Origin of the sequence: Amycolatopsis sp. NBC_00355 (assembly GCF_036104975.1) — a bacterium.
Lineage (GTDB): Bacteria > Actinomycetota > Actinomycetes > Mycobacteriales > Pseudonocardiaceae > Amycolatopsis.
The window spans coordinates 8362575-8385175 of record NZ_CP107982.1; the positions used below are offsets into that span (position 1 = coordinate 8362575).

General features: G+C 70.6%; 19 protein-coding genes and 1 pseudogene. 8 read left to right on the top strand and 12 right to left on the bottom strand.

Translation table 11 applies throughout. From position 1 onward, the window contains the following. The first annotated feature begins 26 nt into the window (after positions 1-26). The 3 genes from OHS18_RS38585 to OHS18_RS38595 are packed head-to-tail and all read left to right on the top strand — an operon-like array spanning position 27 to position 2273. Positions 27-647, top strand: coding sequence for a hypothetical protein (locus tag OHS18_RS38585; RefSeq protein WP_328614105.1), 621 nt, complete (start codon positions 27-29; stop codon positions 645-647). After that, positions 644-958: a transcriptional regulator gene (locus OHS18_RS38590; RefSeq protein WP_328444071.1), complete on the top strand. Its 315-nt coding sequence runs from the start codon at positions 644-646 to the stop codon at positions 956-958. Before OHS18_RS38585 ends, OHS18_RS38590 begins: the two co-directional genes overlap by 4 nt. Before the next feature lies 1 nt (position 959). Next, on the top strand, positions 960-2273 hold the full coding sequence (locus OHS18_RS38595; RefSeq protein WP_328614106.1) for a DNA polymerase IV: 1314 nt from the start codon (positions 960-962) through the stop codon (positions 2271-2273). A gap of 64 nt (positions 2274-2337) precedes the next feature. Here OHS18_RS38595 and OHS18_RS38600 read toward each other — a convergent pair whose 3' ends face one another. The 6 genes and pseudogenes from OHS18_RS38600 to OHS18_RS38620 all read right to left on the bottom strand — a co-directional run bounded on the left by OHS18_RS38600 (position 2338) and on the right by OHS18_RS38620 (position 7839). After that, complete coding sequence (locus tag OHS18_RS38600; RefSeq protein WP_328614107.1) at positions 2338-3390, bottom strand: glycoside hydrolase family 88 protein; 1053 nt, start codon at positions 3388-3390, stop codon at positions 2338-2340. A 102-nt stretch (positions 3391-3492) separates the two neighbouring features. After that, positions 3493-4149 carry a FadR/GntR family transcriptional regulator gene (locus OHS18_RS38605; protein WP_328614108.1) on the bottom strand — a complete coding sequence of 219 codons (657 nt, stop codon included), beginning with the start codon at positions 4147-4149 and terminating at the stop codon, positions 3493-3495. Between the two features lie 2 nt (positions 4150-4151). Then, positions 4152-5183 (bottom strand): ABC transporter permease, encoded by a 1032-nt coding sequence (locus tag OHS18_RS38610; protein WP_328614109.1) that lies wholly within the window; start codon positions 5181-5183, stop codon positions 4152-4154. 73 nt (positions 5184-5256) lie between these two features. Next, entirely contained in the window at positions 5257-6177 is a 921-nt protein-coding gene (locus OHS18_RS48655; RefSeq protein ID WP_442875442.1) for a sugar ABC transporter ATP-binding protein, read from the bottom strand. Positions 6178-6279: 102 nt separating this feature from the next. Then, positions 6280-6750 (bottom strand): annotated as a pseudogene (locus OHS18_RS48660) (ATP-binding cassette domain-containing protein); the annotation flags it as partial. 114 nt (positions 6751-6864) lie between these two features. Then, on the bottom strand, positions 6865-7839 hold the full coding sequence (locus tag OHS18_RS38620; RefSeq protein ID WP_328614111.1) for a substrate-binding domain-containing protein: 975 nt from the start codon (positions 7837-7839) through the stop codon (positions 6865-6867). A 382-nt stretch (positions 7840-8221) separates the two neighbouring features. Between OHS18_RS38620 and OHS18_RS38625 the strand changes: the two genes are divergently transcribed. After that, positions 8222-9349, top strand: a complete 1128-nt coding sequence (locus tag OHS18_RS38625; protein WP_328614112.1) for a CapA family protein — start codon at positions 8222-8224, stop codon at positions 9347-9349. Between the two features lie 235 nt (positions 9350-9584). Here OHS18_RS38625 and OHS18_RS38630 read toward each other — a convergent pair whose 3' ends face one another. The 3 genes from OHS18_RS38630 to OHS18_RS38640 all read right to left on the bottom strand — a co-directional run bounded on the left by OHS18_RS38630 (position 9585) and on the right by OHS18_RS38640 (position 13592). Further along, positions 9585-10613, bottom strand: coding sequence for a family 2 encapsulin nanocompartment cargo protein polyprenyl transferase (locus tag OHS18_RS38630; protein ID WP_328614113.1), 1029 nt, complete (start codon positions 10611-10613; stop codon positions 9585-9587). Continuing rightward, complete coding sequence (locus OHS18_RS38635; RefSeq protein ID WP_328614114.1) at positions 10613-12001, bottom strand: family 2B encapsulin nanocompartment shell protein; 1389 nt, start codon at positions 11999-12001, stop codon at positions 10613-10615. The genes OHS18_RS38630 and OHS18_RS38635 overlap by 1 nt, the downstream gene beginning before the upstream one ends. A 178-nt stretch (positions 12002-12179) precedes the next feature. Further along, positions 12180-13592 (bottom strand): family 2B encapsulin nanocompartment shell protein, encoded by a 1413-nt coding sequence (locus OHS18_RS38640; protein WP_328444051.1) that lies wholly within the window; start codon positions 13590-13592, stop codon positions 12180-12182. Between the two features lie 487 nt (positions 13593-14079). Here OHS18_RS38640 and OHS18_RS38645 point away from each other — a divergent pair, with 487 nt between their 5' ends. The 3 genes from OHS18_RS38645 to OHS18_RS38655 all read left to right on the top strand — a co-directional run bounded on the left by OHS18_RS38645 (position 14080) and on the right by OHS18_RS38655 (position 17924). Continuing rightward, positions 14080-14844: a bestrophin-like domain gene (locus OHS18_RS38645; protein ID WP_328444049.1), complete on the top strand. Its 765-nt coding sequence runs from the start codon at positions 14080-14082 to the stop codon at positions 14842-14844. Continuing rightward, positions 14841-16172, top strand: coding sequence for a DUF6923 family protein (locus tag OHS18_RS38650; RefSeq protein WP_328614115.1), 1332 nt, complete (start codon positions 14841-14843; stop codon positions 16170-16172). The genes OHS18_RS38645 and OHS18_RS38650 overlap by 4 nt, the downstream gene beginning before the upstream one ends. Before the next feature lie 183 nt (positions 16173-16355). After that, positions 16356-17924 carry an esterase-like activity of phytase family protein gene (locus tag OHS18_RS38655; protein ID WP_328614116.1) on the top strand — a complete coding sequence of 523 codons (1569 nt, stop codon included), beginning with the start codon at positions 16356-16358 and terminating at the stop codon, positions 17922-17924. Between the two features lie 3 nt (positions 17925-17927). Here OHS18_RS38655 and OHS18_RS38660 read toward each other — a convergent pair whose 3' ends face one another. Then, on the bottom strand, positions 17928-18944 hold the full coding sequence (locus tag OHS18_RS38660) for an autoinducer 2 ABC transporter substrate-binding protein (RefSeq protein WP_328444043.1): 1017 nt from the start codon (positions 18942-18944) through the stop codon (positions 17928-17930). Between the two features lie 290 nt (positions 18945-19234). Here OHS18_RS38660 and OHS18_RS38665 point away from each other — a divergent pair, with 290 nt between their 5' ends. Beyond that, a complete protein-coding gene (locus OHS18_RS38665; RefSeq protein WP_328614117.1) occupies positions 19235-19690 on the top strand; it encodes a DUF4396 domain-containing protein in 456 nt (151 codons plus the stop codon). Positions 19691-19723: 33 nt separating this feature from the next. Here the strand turns inward: OHS18_RS38665 and OHS18_RS38670 are convergent, their stop codons facing one another. Further along, a complete protein-coding gene (locus tag OHS18_RS38670; protein ID WP_328614118.1) occupies positions 19724-20959 on the bottom strand; it encodes a glucuronyl hydrolase in 1236 nt (411 codons plus the stop codon). A gap of 324 nt (positions 20960-21283) precedes the next feature. Then, positions 21284-22504 carry a hypothetical protein gene (locus OHS18_RS38675; protein ID WP_328614119.1) on the bottom strand — a complete coding sequence of 407 codons (1221 nt, stop codon included), beginning with the start codon at positions 22502-22504 and terminating at the stop codon, positions 21284-21286. Positions 22505-22601: the final 97 nt, after the last annotated feature.

Below are 22601 nucleotides of genomic sequence, written 5' to 3' on the forward strand. Positions count from 1 at the left end.
GGGGTCTGCACGGGAGGGTGAGACAGGTGGACGACGAGCCGTTGTCGGCGGAGGAGTCGCTGAACCTGATCGCCCAGCAGAACCGGCGGATGCGCCGGGAACTGGGCGGGGGCCCGGCGCGGATGCTCGCGGCGTGGGCCCTCGCCTGGATCGTCGGCTGGGGCTTCGCCTACTACGCGACGCGGACCGGGAACGTGCCCGGCTGGATCGCCGGAGTGGTCGTCGCGGTGCTGTTCTTCGCCGCGATCGGCTACACCACGTACGTCAGCGCCCGGAGCGGGCGGGGGATCCGCGGGCCGTCCCGCACGGTCGGCGCGATGTACGGCTACAGCTGGGCGCTCTCGTCGATCGGGCTGAGCGTGGTCGACATCCGGATCACGCAGTTCGGTTCGCTGTCCTCCGATCAGGTGTCGTTGTTGTGGTCGGGCACCTGGCTGCTGCTGACCGGCGTGATGTACCTCGCGGGCGGGATGCTGTGGCAGGACAAGCTGATGTACGGCCTCGGCGCGTGGATGATCGTGTCCTCGGCGCTGAGCGTGCTGGTCGGTTTCCCGGCGAACTTCCTCGTGCTCGCCGTCTGCGGCGGCGGTGGGTTCCTGCTCGGCGCGATCGTGTACTTCGCGCGTGAGAAACGCGGCCGCCGATGAGCGATCCGCTGCCACAGCTCGACCCCGTCATCCACGCCCAGGCGCGGCTGCGGGTCACGGTCGCGCTCGCCGGGCTGCGCGCCGACGACCAGATCACCTTCCCGCGGCTGCAGCAGCTGCTCGACATGACGGCCGGCAACCTCTCGACGCACCTGCGCAAGCTCGAAGACGCCGAGTACGTCGAGATCACGAAGGCCTACGAGCACCGCACGCCGGTCACCCTGGTCCGGCTGACCGCCGCCGGGCGCGCCGCGTTCGAGAGTTACACCAAGGCGCTGCACCTGCTGCTGGACGCCACCGGCGGGGATTGACGTGGCCCGCTGGGTGATCCACCTCGACCTGGACGCCTTCTACGCCTCGGCCGAGCAGCTCACCCGGCCGACGCTGGCCGGGCGTCCCGTCCTCGTCGGCGGCGCCGGGCCCCGTGGCGTCGTCGCGGGCGCGAGCTACGAGTCCCGCGCGTTCGGCATCCACTCGGCCATGCCGATGGCGCAGGCGCGGCGGCTGCTCCCGGCCAACGGCGTGATCGTGCCGCCGCGGTTCCGCGTGTACGAGCGGCTCAGCCAGGAGGTCTTCGCCGTCGTCACGTCGGTGGCGCCGGTACTGGAGAAGATCTCCCTGGACGAGGCGTTCGCCGAGCCGCCTTCGCTCGTGGGTGCCTCGTTCGAAGCGGTCACGGAGTTCTGTGCCTCGCTGCGGGCGCGGATCCGGTCCGAGACGGGCCTGGTGGCGTCGATCGGCGCGGGCAACGGGAAGCAGATCGCGAAGATCGCCTCCGACGAGGCCAAGCCCGACGGGTTGCTGGTCGTGCCGCAGGGCACCGAGCGCGAGTTCCTGGCGCCGCTGCCGGTGCGCGCGTTGTGGGGGATCGGGCCGGTCGCCGAGGGCAAGCTGCGGTTCATCGGCGTCCAGACGCTGGGGCAGCTGGCGGCACTGTCCGAAAAGGACGCCGTCGGCACGCTGGGTGGCGTGGTCGGGCGTGACCTGCGCCTGCTGGCCACCGGCTTCGACGACCGCCCGGTCGCCGACCGCGGCGAGACCAAGCAGGTCAGCGCCGAGACGACGTTCGACGTCGACATCAAGGACCTGGCGACGCTGCGCGAACAGGTGCGGCGGATCGCGGTCGGCGCGCACCAGCGGCTGGTCAAGGCCGAGCGGGTGGCCCGCACGGTGGTGATCAAGCTGCGGCACACGGACATGCACACGGTGACGCGGTCGGAAACGATCTCCGCCCCGACGGACGACCTGGCGGAGCTGTCGGCGACGGCGGAGCGGCTCCTGCTGGATCCCGCGGAGTTCGGCGGCATCCGCCTGGCGGGCGTCGCCTACAGCGGGCTTTCGGTGCCACACCAGGACGCGCTGTTCACCCTGGCCGTCCCGGAAACTCCGTCTTCGACGGTGGTCACCCCCGCGGCCCCGGCCACTCCCGCGTCACCGCCGTCGACCTGGCGCCAAGGCGACGACGTGGTCCACGAAGAGCACGGCACGGGCTGGGTCCAGGGGGCAGGCCACGGCCGCGTCACGGTCCGCTTCGAGCACCGCACAAGCGGCCCCGGTCGCGCGAAAACGTTCCTCCAGGACGACCCGGCCCTACGCCGCGGCGAACCCGGCGACTGCCTGTTGTGAAAGCCGTGAAGGCCTCCTTCCCGGCTCTTATGGCCGGGAAGGAGGCCTTCACGGCTTTTGGGACCTACTCGGCTGAGCAACCCTGGAGTTTGGCGACTTCTTGGCCGGCCAGGAGGAAGGCGCCGACGCCGTAAGCCGCGGTGTCCGTGGCTTTCGCGGTCGCCGGGCGGTCGCCGACGCCCTGGACGTAACCCACCAGGCCGCTGGGCTGCAACGCCTTCGTCGACAGCGCCGTCCACGCCTTGTCGACGACCGGGCGGTACTTCGCGGCGGGGAGGATGCCCGCGTTGACGCCCCAGCCGATGCCGTACGCGAAGAACGCCGTGCCGCTGCTCTCCGGGCCGCCGTGATCGAACGGGTTCAGCAGGTCCGGGTTCCAGAAGCCGTCACGCCGCTGCAGCAGGGACAACGAGAACGCCATCTTCTTGTACACCCGCAGGTATTCCGCGCGGTGCGGGTCGGTGGCGGGCAGGGCCTGCAGCACCTTCGTCAGGGCCGCCAGGGCCCAGCCGTTGCCGCGCGACCAGAACACGCCCGAGCCGGTGAAGCGCGCGTCGCGGTACCACAGGCCGGTGAACTCGTTGAACAGCTTGTGCTCCGACGACTTGAACAGCTGGTCCATCGCGTCCACATAGGACGGATCGTGGTCGATGACGCTCATCCGCGCGAACGACGGCATCGCCATGTTCAGCGCGTCGACGTAGTTCCAGTAGTCGCGGTGGCCGGCGTTGACGCTGGCGACTTCAGTGCGAATCCGGGTGCGGATCGAGTCGAGTGAGATCTCCGGGTGGAAGTACGTGTAGAGGTCGAGGTAGGCCTCGCCGGCCGCCTGGTCGTCCGGGAAGAACGGCCGCTTCGGGTCCTGCGGCAGCTGGTAGTTCGCGGCCTCCGCCCAGGGGAGCGTCTTGTGGTTGGACTGGCCGGTGGTCCGGACCAGGGCGAGGTTGCCGACGTGGAACGTCGCGTTCTGCCAGTCGATCGCGTCGAGGTTCGTACCGTTGGCCACCCAGTAGTTGCCGGCGGAGACCATCTGGTCCGCGACGGCGCAGTCCGCGGCGGCCGCGGTGGCCACCGGAGCGGACAGCAGCCCGCCGGTCAGCGTCACGGCCGCGAGCACGCCTAAGCCGCGAATTCCCGGGAAACGCATGGGAGCGTCCTCCTCAGCAGGTCGTGGCGGCGGGTGGGTCGCAGCGAGTGTTCAGGCTTCCCGCTGGACGTGTCAAGGTGCCGGTGAGCGGTACGGCGCAACGGTTTCCAGCAGCCGGCGCGACGCGGATTCGGCCCCGTCGGCGTTCTTCGCCAGCACCAGCGTGAGCACGCGGGAGTGCGCGACGAGCTCCAGCGGCTCGCCGTGCGCCCGCAGAGCCGCGACGACGGGCACCTGTAGCTGCGCGATGAGCGCGTTGCCGGAAGCGCGGATCAAGGCTGCGTGGAACTCCGAGTCGGCGTCGTGGAAGGCCGCGGTGTCCTGGCGTTCCACCGCGTCCGCCATCAGTTCGTAGGCCGCGGCCATCGCCGAGAGCTCGCCCGGGCGCCGGTGGTGCGCGGCCAACCGGGCCGCCTGTGGCTCGATGGTCAGCCGCAGCTCCAGCAGCTCGTGCAGGTGCTTGCGGCCGTCGGGCCCGTTGACGCGCCACGCGATGACGTCGGGGTCGATCGCGTCCCACGCCTCCGGTGGCAGTGTCCACGTGCCGACGCGCGGCCGCGCGGTCACCATGCCCTTCGACTCCAGCACGCGCAGCGCTTCGCGGACCACCGTCCGGGATGCGGAGAAGCGGCGTCCGAGTTCCTCGGGGACGAGCGGCTGCCCGTCCCCGAGGACGCCTTCGACGATGAGCCTGCCCAGCTCGTCCACTATCCGAGCGTGGAGGTTCACCGCTACTCGGGCAGGCCGACGCGGCGCTCTCCGCTGCGCAGCTGCTGCAGCACGACCGCGATCACCAGCAGCGCGCCGTGGGCGACGTTCTGCCAGAACGGGTTGATGCCCAGTCCGGACATGCCGTTGTCGAGCACGCCCAGGATGATCACCGCGAGCACGGTGGAGATGATCGACCCGCGGCCGCCCTTGAGCATCGTGCCGCCGAGCGCGGCACCGGTGACGGCCTGCAGCTCCAGGCCCTCGGACCCGGACACCGGCTGGCCCGAGCCGGTGCGCGCGGTGATCAGGACACCCGCGACCGCCGCGACCACGCCGGCCAGCGCGTAGACGCCGATGATGTACCGGTTGATGTTGATGCCGGCCAGCCGCGCGGCCGTGTCGTTGCCGCCGATCGCGTAGACGTTGCGGCCGATGTCGGTGTACTTCAGCAGGGAGTGCAGCGCCGCCGCGACGATCAGGAACACCCACACCAGCGACGGCAGGCCGAGGATGGCGCCCTTGGCCAGGAAGATGAACAGGTCGTCGCCACCGGTGTAGCCCTGCGACTTGCCGTCCGAGATCACCTGCGCGATGCCCTTGTAGGTGGCCAGCATGGCCAGCGTCGCGACCACCGGGTTGACCCGGCCGAAGATGATGATCATGCCGTTGACCAGGCCGCAGACGATGCCGACGCCGACCGCGGCGAGGATGCCGACCTCGGCGTTGCCGGACGAGGTGAACACCATCGCCGAGACGACCGAGGCGAGGCCCGCCATCGAGCCGACCGAGATGTCCAGCGCGCCCAGGATGATCACCAGGGTCTGCACCAGCGCGAGCAGCCCCATGATGGTGATCGCGCTGCCGATCAGCAGCAGGTTGTTGGTGCGCAGGAAGTTGTCGTTCAGGACGCTCAGCAGGATGATCAGCGCGACGAGCGTGATGATCAGGCTCGAGTTCTGGACGCCGATGCCGGTCAGCACGCGGCGGAGAACCGAAGGCTGCTGCGGCGCTCCGGGTTCTTGGGCGGCCTTCTCCTGGGTGGGGGTACTCATGCGCCGACCTCGCTGACGCTCAGCTCGGCCTGAGCGGCGAGCGCTGTGTTGAATGATTCGTTCGCAAGCTCACTCATGCGCCGATCTCCTGCTGCTCTTCTACTGCGGGTTCGGTTTCGGGGATGGCGAGGGTCAGCACGGCTTCCTCGGTGGCGTCGGCACTGGCGATCTCGCCGGCCAGCCGCCCCGCGCGCATCACGAGGATGCGGTCGGCCAGCGTCAGCACCTCGGGCAGGTCCGACGAGATGACCAGCAGCGCGATGCCTTCCGCGGCGAGGCCGTCGATGATCCGGTAGATCTCGGCCTTCGCGCCGACGTCGACGCCGCGGGTCGGCTCGTCGAGGATCAGCAGCTTCGGCCGCCGCGCGAGCCACCGCGCCAGGACGGCCTTCTGCTGGTTGCCGCCGGAAAGCTTGCGGACTTCCTGCTCCATCGACGGCGTCCGCACGCGGAGCTCGCGGATGTACTCCTCGACGAGCGTGCGTTCCTTCGCGCGCTTCACGACGCGGAAGCGGCGAAGGCGGTCGAGGACCGAGATGGAGATGTTGTCGCGCACGGACCGCTGCATCAGCAACGCGTCCGTCTTGCGCTCTTCGGGCGCGAAGCCGATGCCGGCTTTGACGGCGTCGCCGGGGTTGCGCGCGCGCAGCCGCTTTCCGGCGAGCTCGACCGTCCCGGACCGGATCGGCAGGTCGGCGACGATCGCGCGGGCCAGCTCGGAACGTCCCGCGCCGACCAGCCCGGCCAGGCAGACGACCTCGCCCGCGCGGACCTGCAGAGAGATGCCGGTGACGTCGTCGGTGGTCACGTTGTCGAGCTTCAGCACGACTTCGCCGGTGTCCTGCGTGACACGGCGTTCGAGCGCCGAGAGGTCGCGGCCGATCATCATCCGGACCAGGCTGGCTTCGTCGGTCTCCCCGGCCTGCTGGACGCCGACGAGCTTCCCGTCGCGCAGCACCGCGACGCGGTCGGCGAGCCGGAAGATCTCCTTCATCCGGTGCGAGACGTAGACGACCGCGACACCGTTGTCGCGCAGCCGGCCGATCAGCCGGAACAGCGCGTCCACCTCGTGTTCGGACAGCGACGACGTCGGCTCGTCGAAGGCGATCACCTTCGGCGGGGTGGCCGCGGTGAGCACGCGGAGGATCTCGACGATCTGGCGCTGCGCGGCCGAGAGCGCGACGCCGAGCGTCGCCGGGTTGAGCACGCCTTCGAAGCCGTACTCGGCCAGCGCGTCCTGCGTCGCCTTCAGCAGCGTGCGGCGGTTGAAGACCCGGGCCTTGGCGGGGAGCTCGCCGACGAAGACGTTCTCCGCCACCGAAACGTGCGGGATGATCTCGGGTTCCTGGTAGATCACGCGCACCCCGGCGGCCATCGCCGCGCGCGGGGTGTCGAAGGTGATCTCGGTGCCGTCGAGCAGCAGGCGGCCGTCGTCGGGCCCCTGGTCGCCGGAGAGCACCCGCAGGAGGGTCGACTTGCCGGCGCCGTTCTCGCCCATCAGCGCGAGGACCTCGCCGGAGCGGATCTCCAGGGAGACGTCGTCGAGGGCGGTGACCCCGGAGAAGCGCTTGCCGATGCCCTCGACGGCGAGCGCGGGAGCAGAGCTGGACATGATCGCCCTTCGAGCGGTGGAACCCGTGCCCGTCACTTTCACGTGAAAGTGACGGGCACGGGAGATCGGTCAGGTGCAGTTGACGCCGGCCTGCTTGTAGTTGTCCTTGTTGACGATCGTGGTCTTCGCGATCGTCTCCGCGGGCAGCTCCTTGCCGTTCTTCACCTTGTCCACCAGCACCTGGATCGCCGAACGGCCGACCTCGGCGCCGGAGATGTAGAGCGCGGACTTGTTGCCGGTGTCCTTGCCCGCCGCCCAGTCCTTGCAGGTGAGGTACGCGCCGAGTCCGACGCCGATGATGTTGTTCGCCTGTACGCCCGAGTTGGCCAGCGCCGTCACGACACCGGTCTCGTTCTCGTCGTTGCAGCCCCAGACGACCCAGTGCTTGACACCCGGGTTCGAACCGATCACCGCGCCGGAGCGGTTCTGCGCGTCGACCGGCGAGTTGTCCGTGCCGACGTCGATCACCGGGATGCTCGGGTCGCCGGCCTTCGCGAACGCGGACTTGGCGGCGTTGACGCGGTCGGTGCAGACGCTGAGGTCCTGCTTGTAGGCGCTGATGATCTTGGTGTCGGCGGCGGTCCAGCCGGCGGCCTTGAACAGTTTCCCGGCCTCGGTGCCGACCGAGTCGCCCATCTGGCTGCCGTTGAAGCCGACGAACGGGGCCTTCGCGCCGGAGCCGTCCTTGATGACGTCGTCGGAGGCGATGATCGGGATGCCCGCGCTCTTCGCCTTGTCGATCACCTGCGGGCCGATGGCCTGGTCGGGGACGACGATGGCGACGCCGTTCGCGCCCTGCGCGACCGCGGCGTCCAGTTCGGTGATCGCCTTGTTGGCGTCCTGGCCGAGGTTGACGACCTTGAGCTCGACACCGAGCTCCTTCGCCTTCTCCTGCGCCCCCTGCGCCTGCTCGACGAAGTACTGCTGGTCACCCTGTTTCTGCAGGTAGTACAGCGTGATCTTGCCGTTGGCGGGCGCCTGCTGCGACGCCGGTGCTTCGGTCTTGCCGGAGGAGCAGGCCGCCAACATGACACCAGCAATCAAACAACAACCAACAACGCCCCAGGTCCGTGACCTGTGCGGGTATGTGGACATCGAGTGCTCCCATGGGGGCCGGGGATGAGTGTTGCGGGCGCGTGAACGCCGTGTGACTCGTATTACAAGACACTCGTTCGGGTGACGTCAAGACGCTGCGGCCAGGCAGTTAGCGGAGTGAGATCTACTCTGTGTGATCGTCGTGTCGCGCGAGCTCGGCCATTAATCGTATTAATGGGGGCTCAACCTGCGCGTTGTCCGATGGTTGTCCAGTGTGAGTGTTGTGATCGGTGTTGTCGACTGTTGCGCTGGTTCCTGGTGGAAGCTGCCCACGGGATGTCGGATTCGCCCGACTGGGAGGATGGCCCGACCACGTCCACGAGGGGGATCGATGACGAGCTACCGCTTCGCCGCGCTCGCCGGGACCGCCGTCCTGCTGGCCGCCTGCAGCAGCCCGCCGCAGCAGGGCCCGGCGCCGACGCCGTTCCCGGAGTCGTCTTCGGACGCTTCGGCTCCGGCGCCCGACGGGTCGTTCAGCGTCGTCGCGACCGGCGACGTCCTGATCCACCCGGCGCTGTCGGACCAGGCCGAGGCCGACGGGCACGGCAAGTTCGACTACCGGCCGCTGCTGGCCGGGATCAAGCCGCTGATCTCCGGCGCCGACCTCGGCATCTGCCACCTCGAGACGCCGCTGGCGCCCGAAGGCGGGCCGTACAGCGGATATCCGTCGTTCAGTGCGCCGCCGGAGATCGCGGCGGCGATCAAGGACACCGGGTACGACACCTGCTCGACAGCGTCCAACCACACCATCGACCAGGGCGCGGGCGGCGTCGAGCGGACCTTGGACGCGCTCGACGCGAACGGCCTCAAGCACACCGGCTCGGCCCGGTCGGCGAAGGAAGCGGCGACGCCGCTGATCCTGGACGTCCACGGCGTCAAGGTCGCGCAGGTGTCCTACGCCTTCGGCTTCAACGGGATCAAGGTGCCGGCCGGGAAACCGTGGCTGGCCAACCAGATCGACGTCGACGACGTCCTGGCGGCGGCGAAGAAGGCTCGCGAAGCGGGCGCGCAGGTCGTGATCGCGAGCCTGCACTGGGGCGTCGAGTACCAGCACGACCCGACGGCCGAGCAGCGCAGCCAGGCGAAGAAGCTGCTCGGGTCGGCCGACATCGACCTGATCGTCGGCCACCACGCGCACGTGGTGCAGCCGTTCGAGAAGGTGGGGGACAAGTGGGTGGCCTACGGCCTCGGCAACAGCGTCGCCCGCCACTCCGACCCGCGCGGGGACACGGAGGAAGGCGCGGCGGCCCGGTTCCGCTTCGTCCGCGACGGCGACCGCTGGAAGGTCGACAAGGCCGAATACGTCCCGACCCTGATCAAGCTGGACACGCCCATCCGCCTTCTCGACTTGTCGACATCCCCGGCGTCAGCGCAGGTCACCAAGGCCCTGAGCGACACGGACAAGAACATCCTGTCGCTGGGAGCGGACAAAGACGGCCTCACCCGCCCCGGCAAGTAGCCGTACCCGGAGGGTCGGTTCGCGTACCCAGGGAGTCGGTTCGCGTACCCAGAGGGTCGGTTCGCGTACCCAGGGAGTCGGTTCGCGTACCCAGGGAGTCGGTTCGCGTACCCAGAGGGTCGGTTCGCGTACCCAGGGAGTCGGTTCGCGAGCCGACCCTCCAGGCACGCGAACCGACTGTCCAGGCACGCGAACCGACTGTCCAGGCACGCGAACCGACCCTCCGGGTACGGGGTCAGTGGGTGCGGGTGGTGATCAGGCGGGCCAGGGTGGCGAGTTCGGCGCCGGCACGCGGGACCGGGTTCACCGCGGCCAGGTCGCGGAGGCCCTTGGCCAGGAGGGCTTCGGCCTGGGCCTGGCTCCACTGGCGGCCGCCAGCCTCGTCGACGAGAGCGGCCGCGCGGGCGAGCGAAGCCTCGTCGAGCGGGTCCGGGCCCGAGTAGAGCTCGGCCAGTTCGGCGCCCGCCGCCGTGCCGGAGCACAGGGCCGTCACCACCGGCAGCGACTTCTTGCGGTTCTGCAGGTCCGAGTACACCGGCTTGCCGGTGACGTCGGGGTCGCCCCAGATGCCGAGCAGGTCGTCGATGTGCTGGAACGCCAGGCCGACCGACCGGCCGAATGCCCCCAGTCGCTCGGCATCCTCGGGCTTTCCCCGCCCGGCCAGCGCGCCGAGCGTGCACGCCGCGCCCAGCAGCGCCGCCGTCTTGCCCTCCGCCATCCGGACGCACTCGCCCGGCGTGACGTCGTCGCGTTGCTCGAAGCCGAGGTCCGCGGCCTGGCCGTCGAGCAGGTCGAGGACCCCGGCCGACAGCAGCCGGGTGCTCGCGACCCCGCTCGGCGCGAGGAGCTCGAACGCCAGTGACAGCAACGCGTCCCCGGCGAGCACCGCCGGGCCGGTGCCGAACACCGTCCACGCCGTGGGCCGGTGCCGCCGGGTCGTGTCGCCGTCCATGACGTCGTCGTGCAGCAGCGAGAAGTTGTGCACGAGCTCGACCGCGACGGCGGCGGACACGGCGTCCGCCGCGTCCCCGCCCACCGCCTCCGCGCACAGCAGCACCAGCGCCGGGCGCAGCGCTTTGCCGCCGTCACCCCGCGTCGGCTCGCCCTTCGCGTCGCACCAGCCGAAGTGGTAGCCCGCGATCCGCCGCATCGACTCCGGCAGCCGCTCGGCCGCCGTCCGCGTCGCCGCGTCGACCAGGCTCTTGCTCCAGGTCAGGACGTCGGAGAGCGGGCGGGCCGCGGTGCGTGTGTCCAAGGTGGTCATCAGCGCCCGACCTCGACGTCGCCGAGCACGCCGAGCGCGTCCGGCACCAGCACGGCCGCCGAGTGGTAGGCGCTGACCAGGTACGACGTCACCGCGCGCTCGTTGATGCCCAGGAACCGCACGTTGAGGCCCGGCTGGTACTCGTCCGGCAGCGACGCCGGCCGCAGCCCGATCACGCCGGCGTCGTCCTCGCCGGTGCGCATCGCGATGATCGACGTCGTGCCCGCGTCGGTGACCGGGATCTTGTCGCTCGGCAGGATCGGCACGCCGCGCCACGCGCTCACGCGCCGGCCGTCGAGGACCGTCGTCGCCGGGTAGAGCCCGCGCGCGGTGCACTCGCGGCCGAGGGCCGCGATCGCGCGCGGGTGCGCCAGGAAGAACCGGGTCTTGCGGCGGCGGGTGAGCAGCTCGTCCATGTCGTCCGGCGTGGGCGGGCCGCTGCGGGTGGTGATCCGCTGCTTGAGGTCCGCGCTGTGCAGCAGCCCGAACTCGGTGCTGTTGATCAGTTCGTGCTCTTGCCGCTCCCGCAACGCCTCCACGGTGAGCCGGAGCTGCTGCTCCAGCTGGTTCATCGGCTGGTTGTAGAGGTCGGTGACGCGGTTGCTGACGCGCAGGATCGTCTGCGCGACGGCGAGGTCGTACTCCCGCGGCGACGGGTCGTAGTCGACGTAGGTGCCGGCGAGGATCGGCTCGCCGTCGTGGCCGGCGGACAGGTCGATGCTCGCCTCGCCGCGGGCGTTCTGGGGTTTCCGTTCCCGGCTGGACATTTCGGCGACGTGCGCGCGCAGCGACTCCGAGCGGCCGTTGAGCCGGGCGTACGCCGACGCCGGGAGGATCAGTGCGATCACGCGGGTCTTCGCGCGGGCGGTGAACTTCCAGGTCGCGTCGTTGCGGGCGAGCAGCTCGGCGCCGAAGTGGTCGCCGTCGGTGGCGGTGCCCAGCAGCGTCTCGTCGCCGTATTCGCCGCGGCCGTGCTGGGTCACCTTGCCGTGCGCGATGAGCACCAGCGTGTCGAGCGGGTCGCCGGCGGTGGTGATCGTCGAGCCCGGTTCGTACTCGCGTTGCTCGAAGGCGTCGGCCAGCGCGGACAGCGCCTGCTCGTCGCCGAACCCGTGCAGCAGCTCGAGCTCGGTCAGCTCGGCGGGCACCACCTGGACGCGGGCGCCGGTATTGAAGAAGCTGAGCTTGCCGTCGCCGATCGTGTAGGTCAGCCGCCGGTTGACCCGGTAGCTGCCCGCCGGGACCTCGACCCACGGCAGCTGCGAGAGCAGCCACCGCGGGGTGATGCCGCGCATCTGCGGGAGCGACTTGGTGGTCGTGCTGAGCGTGCGGGCCGCTTGGGTGCCGAGCGACAGCTGCGGCGGCGCCGGTTCTTCGGTGACGGTCAAGGTTTCACGCGCCGATCGGGTTCTGGGGCTTCAGGAGGACGGGCGCCCGCGGGCTTCGGCACGATCCGGGCGGCGGCCGTGCCCAGCCCCGTCGGGCCGAAGGCCGATGGGGGGAGGCCGGAGCCCGGACGCGGGGGCTCCGCGTCCGGCTTCCGGGGTGGCGTGGCGGGTTCGGGCATCAGCCCTCCCGGCCGATCTCGGCGCTCTCCAGCACGGCGAGCGCGTCCGGCACCAGGACGGCGGCGGAGTAGTAGGCGGACACGAGGTAGGAGATGATCGCCTGCTCCGAGACGCCCATGAAGCGGACGTTCAGGCCCGGCTGGTACTCGTCCGGCAGCCCGGTCTGGTGCAGCCCGACGACCCCCTGGGCCTGCTCGCCGGTGCGCATCAGCAGGATCGAGCTGGTGCGGGTCTCGGTGACGGGGATCTTGTTGCACGGCAGGATCGGGATCCCGCGCCACGCCGGCACCTGGTGCCCGCCCATGTCGACGGCGTCCGGGTAGATCCCGGCCTTGCTGCACTCGCGGCCGAACGCGGCGATGGTCTTCGGGTGGGCCAGGAAGAACCCGGGGTCCTTCCACACCAGCGAAAGCAGGTCGTCGAGGTCGTCCGGCGTCGGCGGCCCGGTGCGGGTCGGGACGCGCTGGGCGAAGTCGGCGTTGTGCAGCAGGCCGAAGTCGGTGTTGTTGATCAGCTCGTGCTCTTGCCGCTCCCGCAACGCTTCCACGGTCAGGCGCAGCTGCTGCTCGATCTGGTTCATCGGCTGGTTGTAGAGGTCCGCGACGCGGGAGTGCACCCGCAGCACGGTCTGGGCGACGCTCAGCTCGTACTCGCGCGGCGAGCTGTCGTAGTCGACGAACGTCCCGGGCAGGGCCGGCTCGCCGTCGTGGCCGGCGGAGAGCGTGATCTCCGCTTCGCCGTGGTCGTTGCGGGCCGACGCGCCCCCGGCGACGAAGGCCTCCAGGTGCGCCTGCAGGGTCTCCGACCGGTCCCGGACGTCCTGGAACGCCTGGCGCGGCAGGGTCAGCACGGTGCACCGGGTCACGGCCTTCGCCGTGAACTCCCAGATCCCGTCGCCGCTGACCAGCACGTTCTCGCCGAAGTAGTCGCCGTCGGCCATCGTGCCGAGCACCGTCTGGTCGCCGTAGGCGCCGGTGCCGACCTTGGTGATCTTGCCGTGGGCGATGAGGAAGACGTGGTCGGCCTGGCTGCCGAACTCGACGAGCGCGTCACCCGGCTCGTACTCCTGCTGGCCGAAACGGCTCGCCAGTTCGGTGAGGACCTCTTCGTCGTCGTACCCGCGCAGCGGCGCGAGCTCGCCGAGCTCCGGCGGGATCACGCGGACCTCGGCGCCGGTCGTGGTGAACGTGACCCGCCCGTCGCCCACGGAGTAGCTCAGCCGGCGGTTGACGCGGTAGGCGCCGCCGGAGACCTCGACCCACGGCAGCAGCTTCAGCAGCCACCGCGACGAGATGCCCTGCATCTGCGGGACGGACTTCGTCGTCGTCGCCAGGGTCCGGGCCGCGGCCCGGCCGAGGCTCAGAGGTGCCTGTTCCGCGGTCGCGGAGTCCACCGGGTCGGTGACAGTCACAGCGAGAACCACCCATTCGTTCGGAGTCGGTGCGCGCCCGCCCTGCGGCGCGCGGAGTTGTGACCTGCGATTTTCGATAATGCGCGGTTGCCGGCGCCGCGAAATCAACATATCAACCGGGCGGAGCCGCACAATGACACGATCGGGTCACCGGGTTATTCACCGGGCCGCGGTCCGGCCATTCCGGACACTCGCCGGCGGGGTGTCGGCCACAATTGGTGACGGCGGGTGCTCGCGCGTCACTCGGTCGGGAATGTTCCCTGCTCGTAAGGGGAATTCGGCGTAGCGCCACGCGGTGGCGGGACGGGCCCCGGTGCCGGTCGGCTGGGCTGAACCGGCGATAATCGGAGCGCGGGTGCGGCCACTCGGATGATTCCCACAATGCTACGTTGTCCGCCCGGAAATGGATGACTAACTTGAGCGGGTCCCGGTCGCGGAATTCGCCGGGTGGCTCGTCCCGCGCCGTCGCGCGGGTGAAAGGACTCGGATGAACATCTTCCTGGCCGGCAGTCTGTGGGTGGTCGGCGCGGCGCTCGTCGGCGCCGTGATCGGGTACCTGGTCCGGCGGTTCGGCTGGGACGAGGGGCGGGCCGACAACAACGACGCGGCCGGCCAGGTGTTCACCATCGTCGGCGGGCTGCACGCGGTGCTGATGGCGTTCGTGCTCATCTCGCTCTACGACTCGGTGGGCGGCGCGACCCAGGACGCGCAGACCGAGGCCGACAGCCTCGTGGCGGCGACCTGGGCGGCCGACGCGCTCCCGCCCGACACCGCGGACCGCGTGCGCCAGCTCGCCACCGCCTACTCGCAGACGGTCGAGCAGCAGGAGTGGCCGCGCCTGGCCGACGGCGGCGCGATCCCGGCCACCGGCTGGACGCAGCTGGACCAGATGCGCCAGGCCGTCGCGGCCGCGAACGTCGACGGCGACTGGCAGATCGACCGCAAGACCGAGGCGAGCAACCAGCTCTGGTCGGTGTACCAGTCCCGCACCCAGCGGCTGAACAACGCCGGCGGCGGCGGGGTCGGCGCGGTCGTCTGGTTCGCGCTCGTCCTCGGCAGCATCATCACGGCGATCCTGCTGCCCAACCTCTTCGGCGGCACCCGGCTCGCCGCGCACATCATCATCGTCTCGACCCTGGCCGGCACGATCACGTTGCTGTTGTTCGCGATCTACCAGCTGCAGAACCCGTTCAGCGGCGGCGCGAGCATCCCGCCGGACGCGTTCAAGTCGGCGCTGGAAAGGCTGGCTTGACCGGCGGGAGGGCCCGCTGGGCGGCGATGCTCGGCATCGCCGCGGTGGTTTCGGCACTGCTCGCGGCGACGGGGTGGCTCGCTCCGTCGCCGTCGAAGCGCCCGGCGGCCCCGGCCCCTGACGGCTGCACGATCCTGCAGGCCGAGAACGAACGCAGCGGCGCGCCGACGACGTTGCGGCTGCTGTCGCTGCCCGACGGCCTCACGAAACGCCTGACCGAGGTCGGGTACTGGATCAACGCGATGGGCTACGCGCCCGCGCAGGACGTGGTGTACGGCGTCGCCGACGGCACCCGCGCCGGCCGCTACCACGACGGCGCGCACGCCGTGCGCATCAGCCGGACCGGCGCGGTCACCGACCTCGGCGTGGTCGGCAAGGCGGGCAGCCGGCACCCGGTGTGGAGCCAGGTCACCGGCGCCACCGCCGGCGTGGTGGCCGGAAACCGTTGGTACGTAAGGCAGAACAGTGACCTGTACACCGTGGACGTCGACCCGGCGAGCGCCGACTACGTGCGCGTCGTGCACCGGACGTCGCTGCGGCCGGTGGCGCTGGCCGACGGCGTCGACGACTTCGCCTACGACCCGGCGGACGGGCTGCTGTACGGCATCTCGACGTCGTCGCGCGGGGACAGCTCGGTCGTGACGCTCGACCCGTCGTCGGGCGAGGTCGCGGTGGTTCCGGGCCTGCGGCTGCCGAGCGGCGGCGCGTACGGCTCGGTCGTCCTCGGCCCGGGTTCGATCTATGCGACGGCCAACCACGAGGGCCGCCGGAGCGTGACGTACCGCCTGCCGCGCGACGGCTCGGGTCCGGCGGTCGAGATCTCGACCGGCCCGGTGCTGGCCAGCGGTGACGCGGCCGGCTGTTACGCCGAGGCGGCGGTGCCCCCGCCGCCGCCGACCGAGCCGCCGCCGAACACGCCGCCGCCCACCGAGCCGCCGCCCAATACCCCGCCCCCGAACACACCCCCGCCGAACAGCCCACCGCCCAACTCGCCGCCGCCGAACCCGCCGACGCCCACTCCCGCACCGAAACCGAAACCGACGACCCCGGCGCCCGAGCCGCCGCCCCCGTCGCAGCCGCCGCCGGTGGAGGAACCGGTCGCCGTGGTGGCGCCGACGCCGACGCCGTCACCACGGGAAGAGCCCACGACGGTCGCGCCGACCCCGCCGCCACCGACGAAAAGGCCGCACGTGGTCCCGACGAAGAAGCCCGAACCCGTCGTGCAGGACACCGCCGTGCGGACGAAGGAGCAGCGCCGCTGGGGCCTCACGACGTTGATCCTGGTGCTGGGCGCCGGAGCGGTCGCCGCCGCCCGCCGCCACCGCTAGCGCTGTGCCCGGGGTCGTGAGTGTTCAGGGCGGTTCTAACCGCCCTGAACACTCACGACCAGCCGCGGCAGACCACCCGGCGGCACCGTTAACGCCACGGCCTCCTCGAAGACGGGCATTGTCCACTTCGGCCACTCAGACTCCTCCTCCGGCGCAGTCACGCGCCGGAGGAGGAGAAAACCGATGAAGCGGGTACGAATCGCCCTGGTGGCCACGGTCCTGGCGCTGCCGCTGGCCGCGGCGGGGCCGGCCTCGGCGCACGAGCACGGGCCGCGGGCGAAGGACGACCACTACCGCGTCCGCGCGGGGCACGCACTGCAGGACGACGTGCTCGGCAACGACCGCGGCGCCACCGCCGTCGTGCGGCACACCGCGGCCGCGCACGGCACCGTCACGATCGGCGCCGACGGCGCGTTCCACTACACCCCGGCGCCCGGCTTCCGCGGCCGTGATTCCTTCACCTACACCGTTTCCGACGCTGTGAAGCTCTACCCGACCGCGCTGAAGCCCCTGGCCACGATCGGCGGCGTCCAGATCAAGGGCGGCGCCTACGGTTCCGCCCTGACCCCGGTCCCCGGCGAGCGGGACGAGTTCTACGGCCTCACCGACCGCGGCCCGAACGTCGACGCGCCCGGCGGCGGCAAGATCGAGCCGCTGCCCGCGTTCACCCCGGCCATCGGGAAGTTCCGGCTCCGCGACGGGAAAGCCGTGCTGGAGAGGACGATCCCGCTGCGTGCCGCGAACGGCACGCCGTACAACGGCCAGGTCAGCCCGCAGGCCGACACCGGCGAGAAGATCGTCGACCTCGACGGGAACGTCCTGCCGAAGTCGGCGGACGGCTACGACTCCGAAGGCCTCGTCGCGCAGAAGGACGGCACGTTCTGGGTGTCCGACGAGTACGGCCCGTTCATCACGCACTTCGGCCGCGACGGCCGGGCGATCGAGCGGCTTTCGCCCTTCGACGGCTCGCTGCCCGCCGAGCTGAAGTACCGCGTGCCGAACAAGGGCATGGAAGGTCTCGCGCTGACCCCGGACGGCCGGACGCTCGTCGGCGTCATGCAGTCCGCGCTGCAGCAGCCGGACCTGACGAAGAAGCCGGGCAACGTCACCACGCTGCGGATCGTCACCGTCGACCTGCGGACCCGCGCCACGCACGAGTACCTCTACCTGCTCGACGACCCGGACACGACGGGCACCGCGGTCAGCGAGATCACCGCGCTGTCGGCGACCCGCTTCCTGGTGGACGAACGGGATGGCAAGCCCGAACCGGGCGCGTACAAGAAGCTTTTCGAGATCGACCTGTCCGGCGCCACCGACGTCGGCCCGGAGGCAGCGGGCTACGACGCCGTCAAGGGCGGCGTGCTGGTCGGCGGCAAGAGCATCGACGCCTACGTCGGCAAGGACACCACCGCCGACGCGATCGAGGATCTCGCCGCGGCGGGGATCAAGCCGGTGAGCAAGAAGCTGAGCCTGGACCTCGGCGCGCTGGTGACCGGGCTCGACCCGGCCGGCGGCTTCTTCGGCCACGACAAGGTCGAGGGTGTCGCGACGACCGACGGTGGCCGGACCCTCGTGATCAGCAATGACAACGACTTCGGCATCGACGGCGTGACGAACGCGGCCCCGCCGTACGCGCTGCACGTCAAGACGTTGCCGGACGGCCGTCAGGACGACGGCGAGTACCTCGCGGTCGACACCGCGAAGCTCCCGGCGGTCACCAGCACGGCGACGGTCACCATCGACGTCCGGTAGAGATCAGTACTTGAACTGGTCGACGTTGTCGGCGGTGATGAGCAGCGGATCGCCCAGCAGGACGGTCTTCGACGGGGCGTCGTACTTCACCGCCGGCAACTCCAGGTTCACCTTGTTGACCGGGCTCAGCGGCTTGCCGTCGGCGACCTGCTTGGCCGTCCAGGCGGTCAGCCAGCCCAGTGACTCGACGTTCCACAGCACCGACTGCGAGCACGAGCCGTCGAGCAGGTACGGCTTGATCGACTGCGGCGTGCCGACGCCGACGGTGAACACCTGGCCGATCTTCTGCTGCTCCTTCACGGCTTTCGCGACGCCCGGCGCCGACGTCGTGCATTCGCCGACCAGGCCGGTCAGGTCCGGGTGGCGGGCCATCAGCTGCTTGGCCAGGACCACGGCCTTGTCCTCGTCCTCGCCGGCGTAGACCGTCTCGACGAGCTGGGCCTTGGGGTAGTGGTCGGCGGTGTACTGCTTCTGGACCGAGATCCAGCTGTTGAGGTTCGCCGCGGCCGGGCCGCACGAGACGATCGCGTACTTGCCGGCGCCGCCGGTCTTCGCCATCAGCGCGTCGGTGACCGCGTTGCCGATGCCTTCGGCGCTGGCCTGGTTGACGAACACCTCGCGCTGCGTGCCCGGCGCGTCGGTGTCCGAGGTGAGGACGTGGATGCCCTTCGCCCGGGCCTCGGCGATCACCGGCGCGAGCGCGGCGGGGTCGTTCGGCGCGACGACGATGACGTCGACCTTCCGCGCGATCAGGCCACGCAGGATCGTCACCTGGGCGGCCGGGTCGACCGTCGCCGGGGGGTTCATCGTCCACTCGACACCCAGCTGCTTCGCGGCTTCCAGCCCGCCGCTGTTCATCGCCTCGAAGTACGGGATCTTGGCGATCTTGGGCACGAACGCGATCCGCGTCGGTGCCGGCGGCGGCGTGCTGCCGAGCTGTTCCGAGCAGCCGCCGAGCGCGAACGCCACGCTCAGCAGCAGCGCCGCGATCAGCCGGGACGTCCTCGTCGGCCCTCGCATCCCACCCATTCCTCATTGCTTCGGCGACGGTCTGCGCGCGGTGGAGACCCACGGCGAACGTAGGGCCCCGGGTAACTGTGGTCAACGGGATGTGCGCAAAGGGTTACGGAAGTGAGTTCTACCTGGTGGCTTTCCGACGGGGTAATGCCTGGTCGGCGGTGTTCGCTACGGGTAGTGACAGGCAATGCCACTCTGGGTAGTGCATCGGGGGGTCGAGGGTCGCTGTGCGTGCTCGCGCTGTGGTGTGCGAGACAGGCGCCTGGATACCCCTTGGGGGTATTATCGACGGCATGAGCGAACAGCATGGGGCTTCGTGGGCGACCGCGGTCCAGGCGACCTTGCACTGCCTGACCGGCTGCGCCATCGGTGAGGTGCTCGGCATGGTGCTGGGCACGGCGTTCGGCCTGCCCAACGCGGCGACGGTGGTCCTGTCGATCGTGCTGGCCTTCGTCTTCGGCTACGGCCTGACGATGCGCGGCGTGCTCAAGTCGGGCCTGGCCCCGGCGGCGGCGTTCAAGGTCGCGCTGGCCGCGGACACGGTGTCGATCGCGGTCATGGAGGTCATCGACAACACGGTGGTCGTGGCGATCCCGGGGGCGATGGACGCGGGCCTGGCCAGCGTGCTCTTCTGGCTGTCGCTGGTGATCTCGCTCGCGATCGCGTTCGTCGTGACGGTGCCGGTGAACAAGTGGATGATCGGCCGCGGGCTCGGGCACGCGAAGGTGCACGCCCACCACCAGCACTGACGGCCTCGGGGAGGTGGCGGCCTCCCCTGGGGGCTACCGGCTCGACAGGTCGACGGCGCGGTCCACCGCGGCGCGGTCGAGCACCCGCAGGATGCCTTCCAGCAGGTAGTAGTCGGCGTACGGGAGCGAGATCTCGACGCCGTCCTCGGCCGGGCGGTTGCGGGTGCAGCGCGCGACGGCCGCCTCTGCCCGCGCCGACTTCGTCGTCAGGCACGTCCGCGACGTCGCGTCGAGGATCCGCAGCGCGCTGTCCCGGTACTGCGGCCGGCGCGTCTGCTCGGCCAGGTCGAGCAGACCGCACGCCATGATCACGCCGGCGGAAGCGTCCTTGACGTCGTTCGGCGCCTGCGGGGCAAGGTAGTCCCACACCGGCACGTGGTCCGGGGTGAGCCGGGACAGCGCGTAGTCCGCCAGTCGCCGGGCCGTCGTCAGGAACTCCTGGTCGCCGGTGCGCCGGTAGATCGTGGTGAACCCGTAGATCCCCCACGCCTGCCCGCGCGACCAGCACGACGTCGGGCTGTAGCCCTGCACGGTGTTCTGCCCGATCGGCGCGCCGGTGACGGGGTCGAAGTCGAACACGTGCGGCGTCGAGCCGTCCGGGCGCACGAAGGTGCGCTGCGCGGTCTTCGCGTGCGCGATCGCGATGTCGAGGTACTGCGAGTCCCCGGTCTGCTTGCTCGCGAAGGCCAGCAGGTCGAGGTTCATCATCGTGTCCATGATGACGCGGCCCGCGTCCTTCGGGTCGGTCAGCGCGCCCCAGGCGCGGATGAACTTCCCGGCCGGGTTGAAGCGCTTGATCAGCGACGCCGCGGCCTGCACCGCGCCCGCCTTCCACTTCTCGTCGCCGGTGAGCCGCCACGCGGTGACCCACGACGGGTAGAAGAGGAAACCGAGGTCGTGCGTTCCGGTGTCGAACTGCCGCGGCGCGAGTTTGTCCGCGGACGCCAGCGCGAGCGTCTTGAATTGTTCGTCGCCGCTGTGCAGGTACGCCAGCCACAACTGGCCGGGCCAGAATCCGCCGACCCAGTCGCCATTCTGCGAATAAGCCCATTTCTCGAACTTCGTGCCGGTCGGAAACGCGGTGACCCCGGGGGCCACGGCGCGGAGCTTGGCCACCGCGTAGTCGGCCGCCTGGCGGAGCGTCCGGGTGACGGATGCCTGGTCGATGGCAGTGGATGTGCTCGCCGACGCGGTGGTGGAGGTGCTGGCGCTCACCGCCACCGCGGCGCCGGCCGCGGTGGTCAGCAGGGTTCTCCGGGTAACGCTCACAGGTGCCCGCCATTCCGTGTGGGGAAATGCTCCAGGTGCCGGAAGTTTTACACAACGGACATGTCCTTGTACACCCGGCGGAAGCTTGTTCACGGTTGTGAATTGATGTCCCGGAGAGCGGAATACGCACTGCGCGAAATGGGCGAATGCCCGACGCGAAGGCGCGTTGGGCGGGGCGGGGTCGCGACTGTGCCGGGTCCCGGGGGCCGGCCGGCGGCGGAAATGGGCGAAGGCCCGGCGGGGGATGCCGGGCCTTCGCTGTTATCGCGGGGGTGAGGGCAGTCAACCACGCGATGATCAAGGCTCACTCGAGCCGCGGGCCGCTCAGCAGAGCGGGGCCACCGGGCTGTCGGAGCCGGTCTGCAGGTAGGTGTCCGACACGTAGTGGCCGGGGCCGATGCGGTCCCAGATGTTGCTCGTGCCGAACTTGCCGGTGACCGTGTCGCCGGTGGTGTAGCACTCGATCGTCACCTTGGCGTAGTTCGCCGCGAGGCCCTTGACCGCCGCCGACGTGCCGGCGCTCGCCCGGACGTTGAGCGGGTCGCCCGCGGTGCTGACCACGCCGGTCGGGCCGGAGCCGGTCCACAGGTACGTCACGTTCACGTAGCCGTTGTCGGACATGCCGAGGCCGTCCCAGAACACGCCGTCGGCGAGGTCGATGCCCGCCGGGTTCTGGACCGTGCGGCCGGAGTCGTCCTTCTTGCCGTTGTAGCCGTCGAGGTAGGCGGCCTGCGCTTCGGGCTTGCCCTGCGGCAGGTCCTTGAACTCCGAGCGGACCGACGCCGGGTTCCAGTAGTCGTCACGCTCGTTCCACGGGCCGACCTCCCACACCGGCGCGTACTCGCACTTGCTGCCGTCGGTGCGGCAGACGCGCGCGGTGTAGTTGCCGGTTCCCTTGGGGGACACGGACTTCCCCGATGGGAACGAGACGAAGTGGTCGTGGCTGACGATCTTGTGGCCGTTGGCGGTGGTGCCGCCGACGAGACCTTCGCGGGTGCCGTAGACCTTGTAGGTCAACGGCGTCGTCGCGAGCAGCGCGTTGGCCTGCGGCACGGAGTCCGCGCTGAGCGCGACGTTCCGGACGGCCGGGCGGACGCCGTCGGTGGTGCTGTGCAGGCTGATCCGCACCTGCACCGAACCGACGGTCGCCCGCAGCGGCGTGCCGGCGGGTGTCCACTCGGTCCAGTCGTCCGCGCCGGTGCGGCCCCGGACGTCGACCTCGACGCTCGTGCCCTTCGGCGTGTCGGCGGTCAGTCCGGCGTTGACGCGGTTGGCCGGGCTGCCCAGCGGGTGTTCCGCGAGGAGAAGGCTGCCTTCGCTGCCCGCGAAGACCAGCGCCGTTCGGTGCCAGGCCGCGTCGGCCAGCGTGAGCGTGCCGCCCGCGCCGGTGACGTTGACGTCGTCGCCGTCCACAGTGGACAAGTCGGCGGTCCAGCCGCTCGCCACCGCGGTCGCGGCGTGGGCGGGTGCTCCGGCCAGCGCCGTCACCGCCCCCGCGGCCAGAACCGCCGCGGTCACGCGGCCGGTCTTCCTGATCCGGATCATCCCCGGTCTCCCTTCGCCCTCGTTCACTCGAACGTGGCAAAGCCTGGCGGGGGGTCATACATCTTCCGTACAAAGCGACTCGACTCCGAGCCGCGAG

Excerpts from the sequence above, each read along its gene's own strand:
- OHS18_RS38675 (WP_328614119.1), bottom strand. The coding sequence starts at position 22,504 with ATGATCCGGATCAGGAAGACCGGCCGCGTGACCGCGGCGGTTCTGGCC.
- OHS18_RS38590 (WP_328444071.1), top strand. The coding sequence starts at position 644 with ATGAGCGATCCGCTGCCACAGCTCGACCCCGTCATCCACGCCCAGGCG.
- OHS18_RS48655 (WP_442875442.1), bottom strand. The coding sequence starts at position 6,177 with ATGAAGGAGATCTTCCGGCTCGCCGACCGCGTCGCGGTGCTGCGCGAC.
- OHS18_RS38665 (WP_328614117.1), top strand. The coding sequence starts at position 19,235 with ATGAGCGAACAGCATGGGGCTTCGTGGGCGACCGCGGTCCAGGCGACC.
- OHS18_RS38610 (WP_328614109.1), bottom strand. The coding sequence starts at position 5,183 with ATGAGTACCCCCACCCAGGAGAAGGCCGCCCAAGAACCCGGAGCGCCG.
- OHS18_RS38625 (WP_328614112.1), top strand. The coding sequence starts at position 8,222 with ATGACGAGCTACCGCTTCGCCGCGCTCGCCGGGACCGCCGTCCTGCTG.
- OHS18_RS38655 (WP_328614116.1), top strand. The coding sequence starts at position 16,356 with ATGAAGCGGGTACGAATCGCCCTGGTGGCCACGGTCCTGGCGCTGCCG.
- OHS18_RS38630 (WP_328614113.1), bottom strand. The coding sequence starts at position 10,613 with ATGACCACCTTGGACACACGCACCGCGGCCCGCCCGCTCTCCGACGTC.
- OHS18_RS38645 (WP_328444049.1), top strand. The coding sequence starts at position 14,080 with ATGAACATCTTCCTGGCCGGCAGTCTGTGGGTGGTCGGCGCGGCGCTC.
- OHS18_RS38660 (WP_328444043.1), bottom strand. The coding sequence starts at position 18,944 with ATGCGAGGGCCGACGAGGACGTCCCGGCTGATCGCGGCGCTGCTGCTG.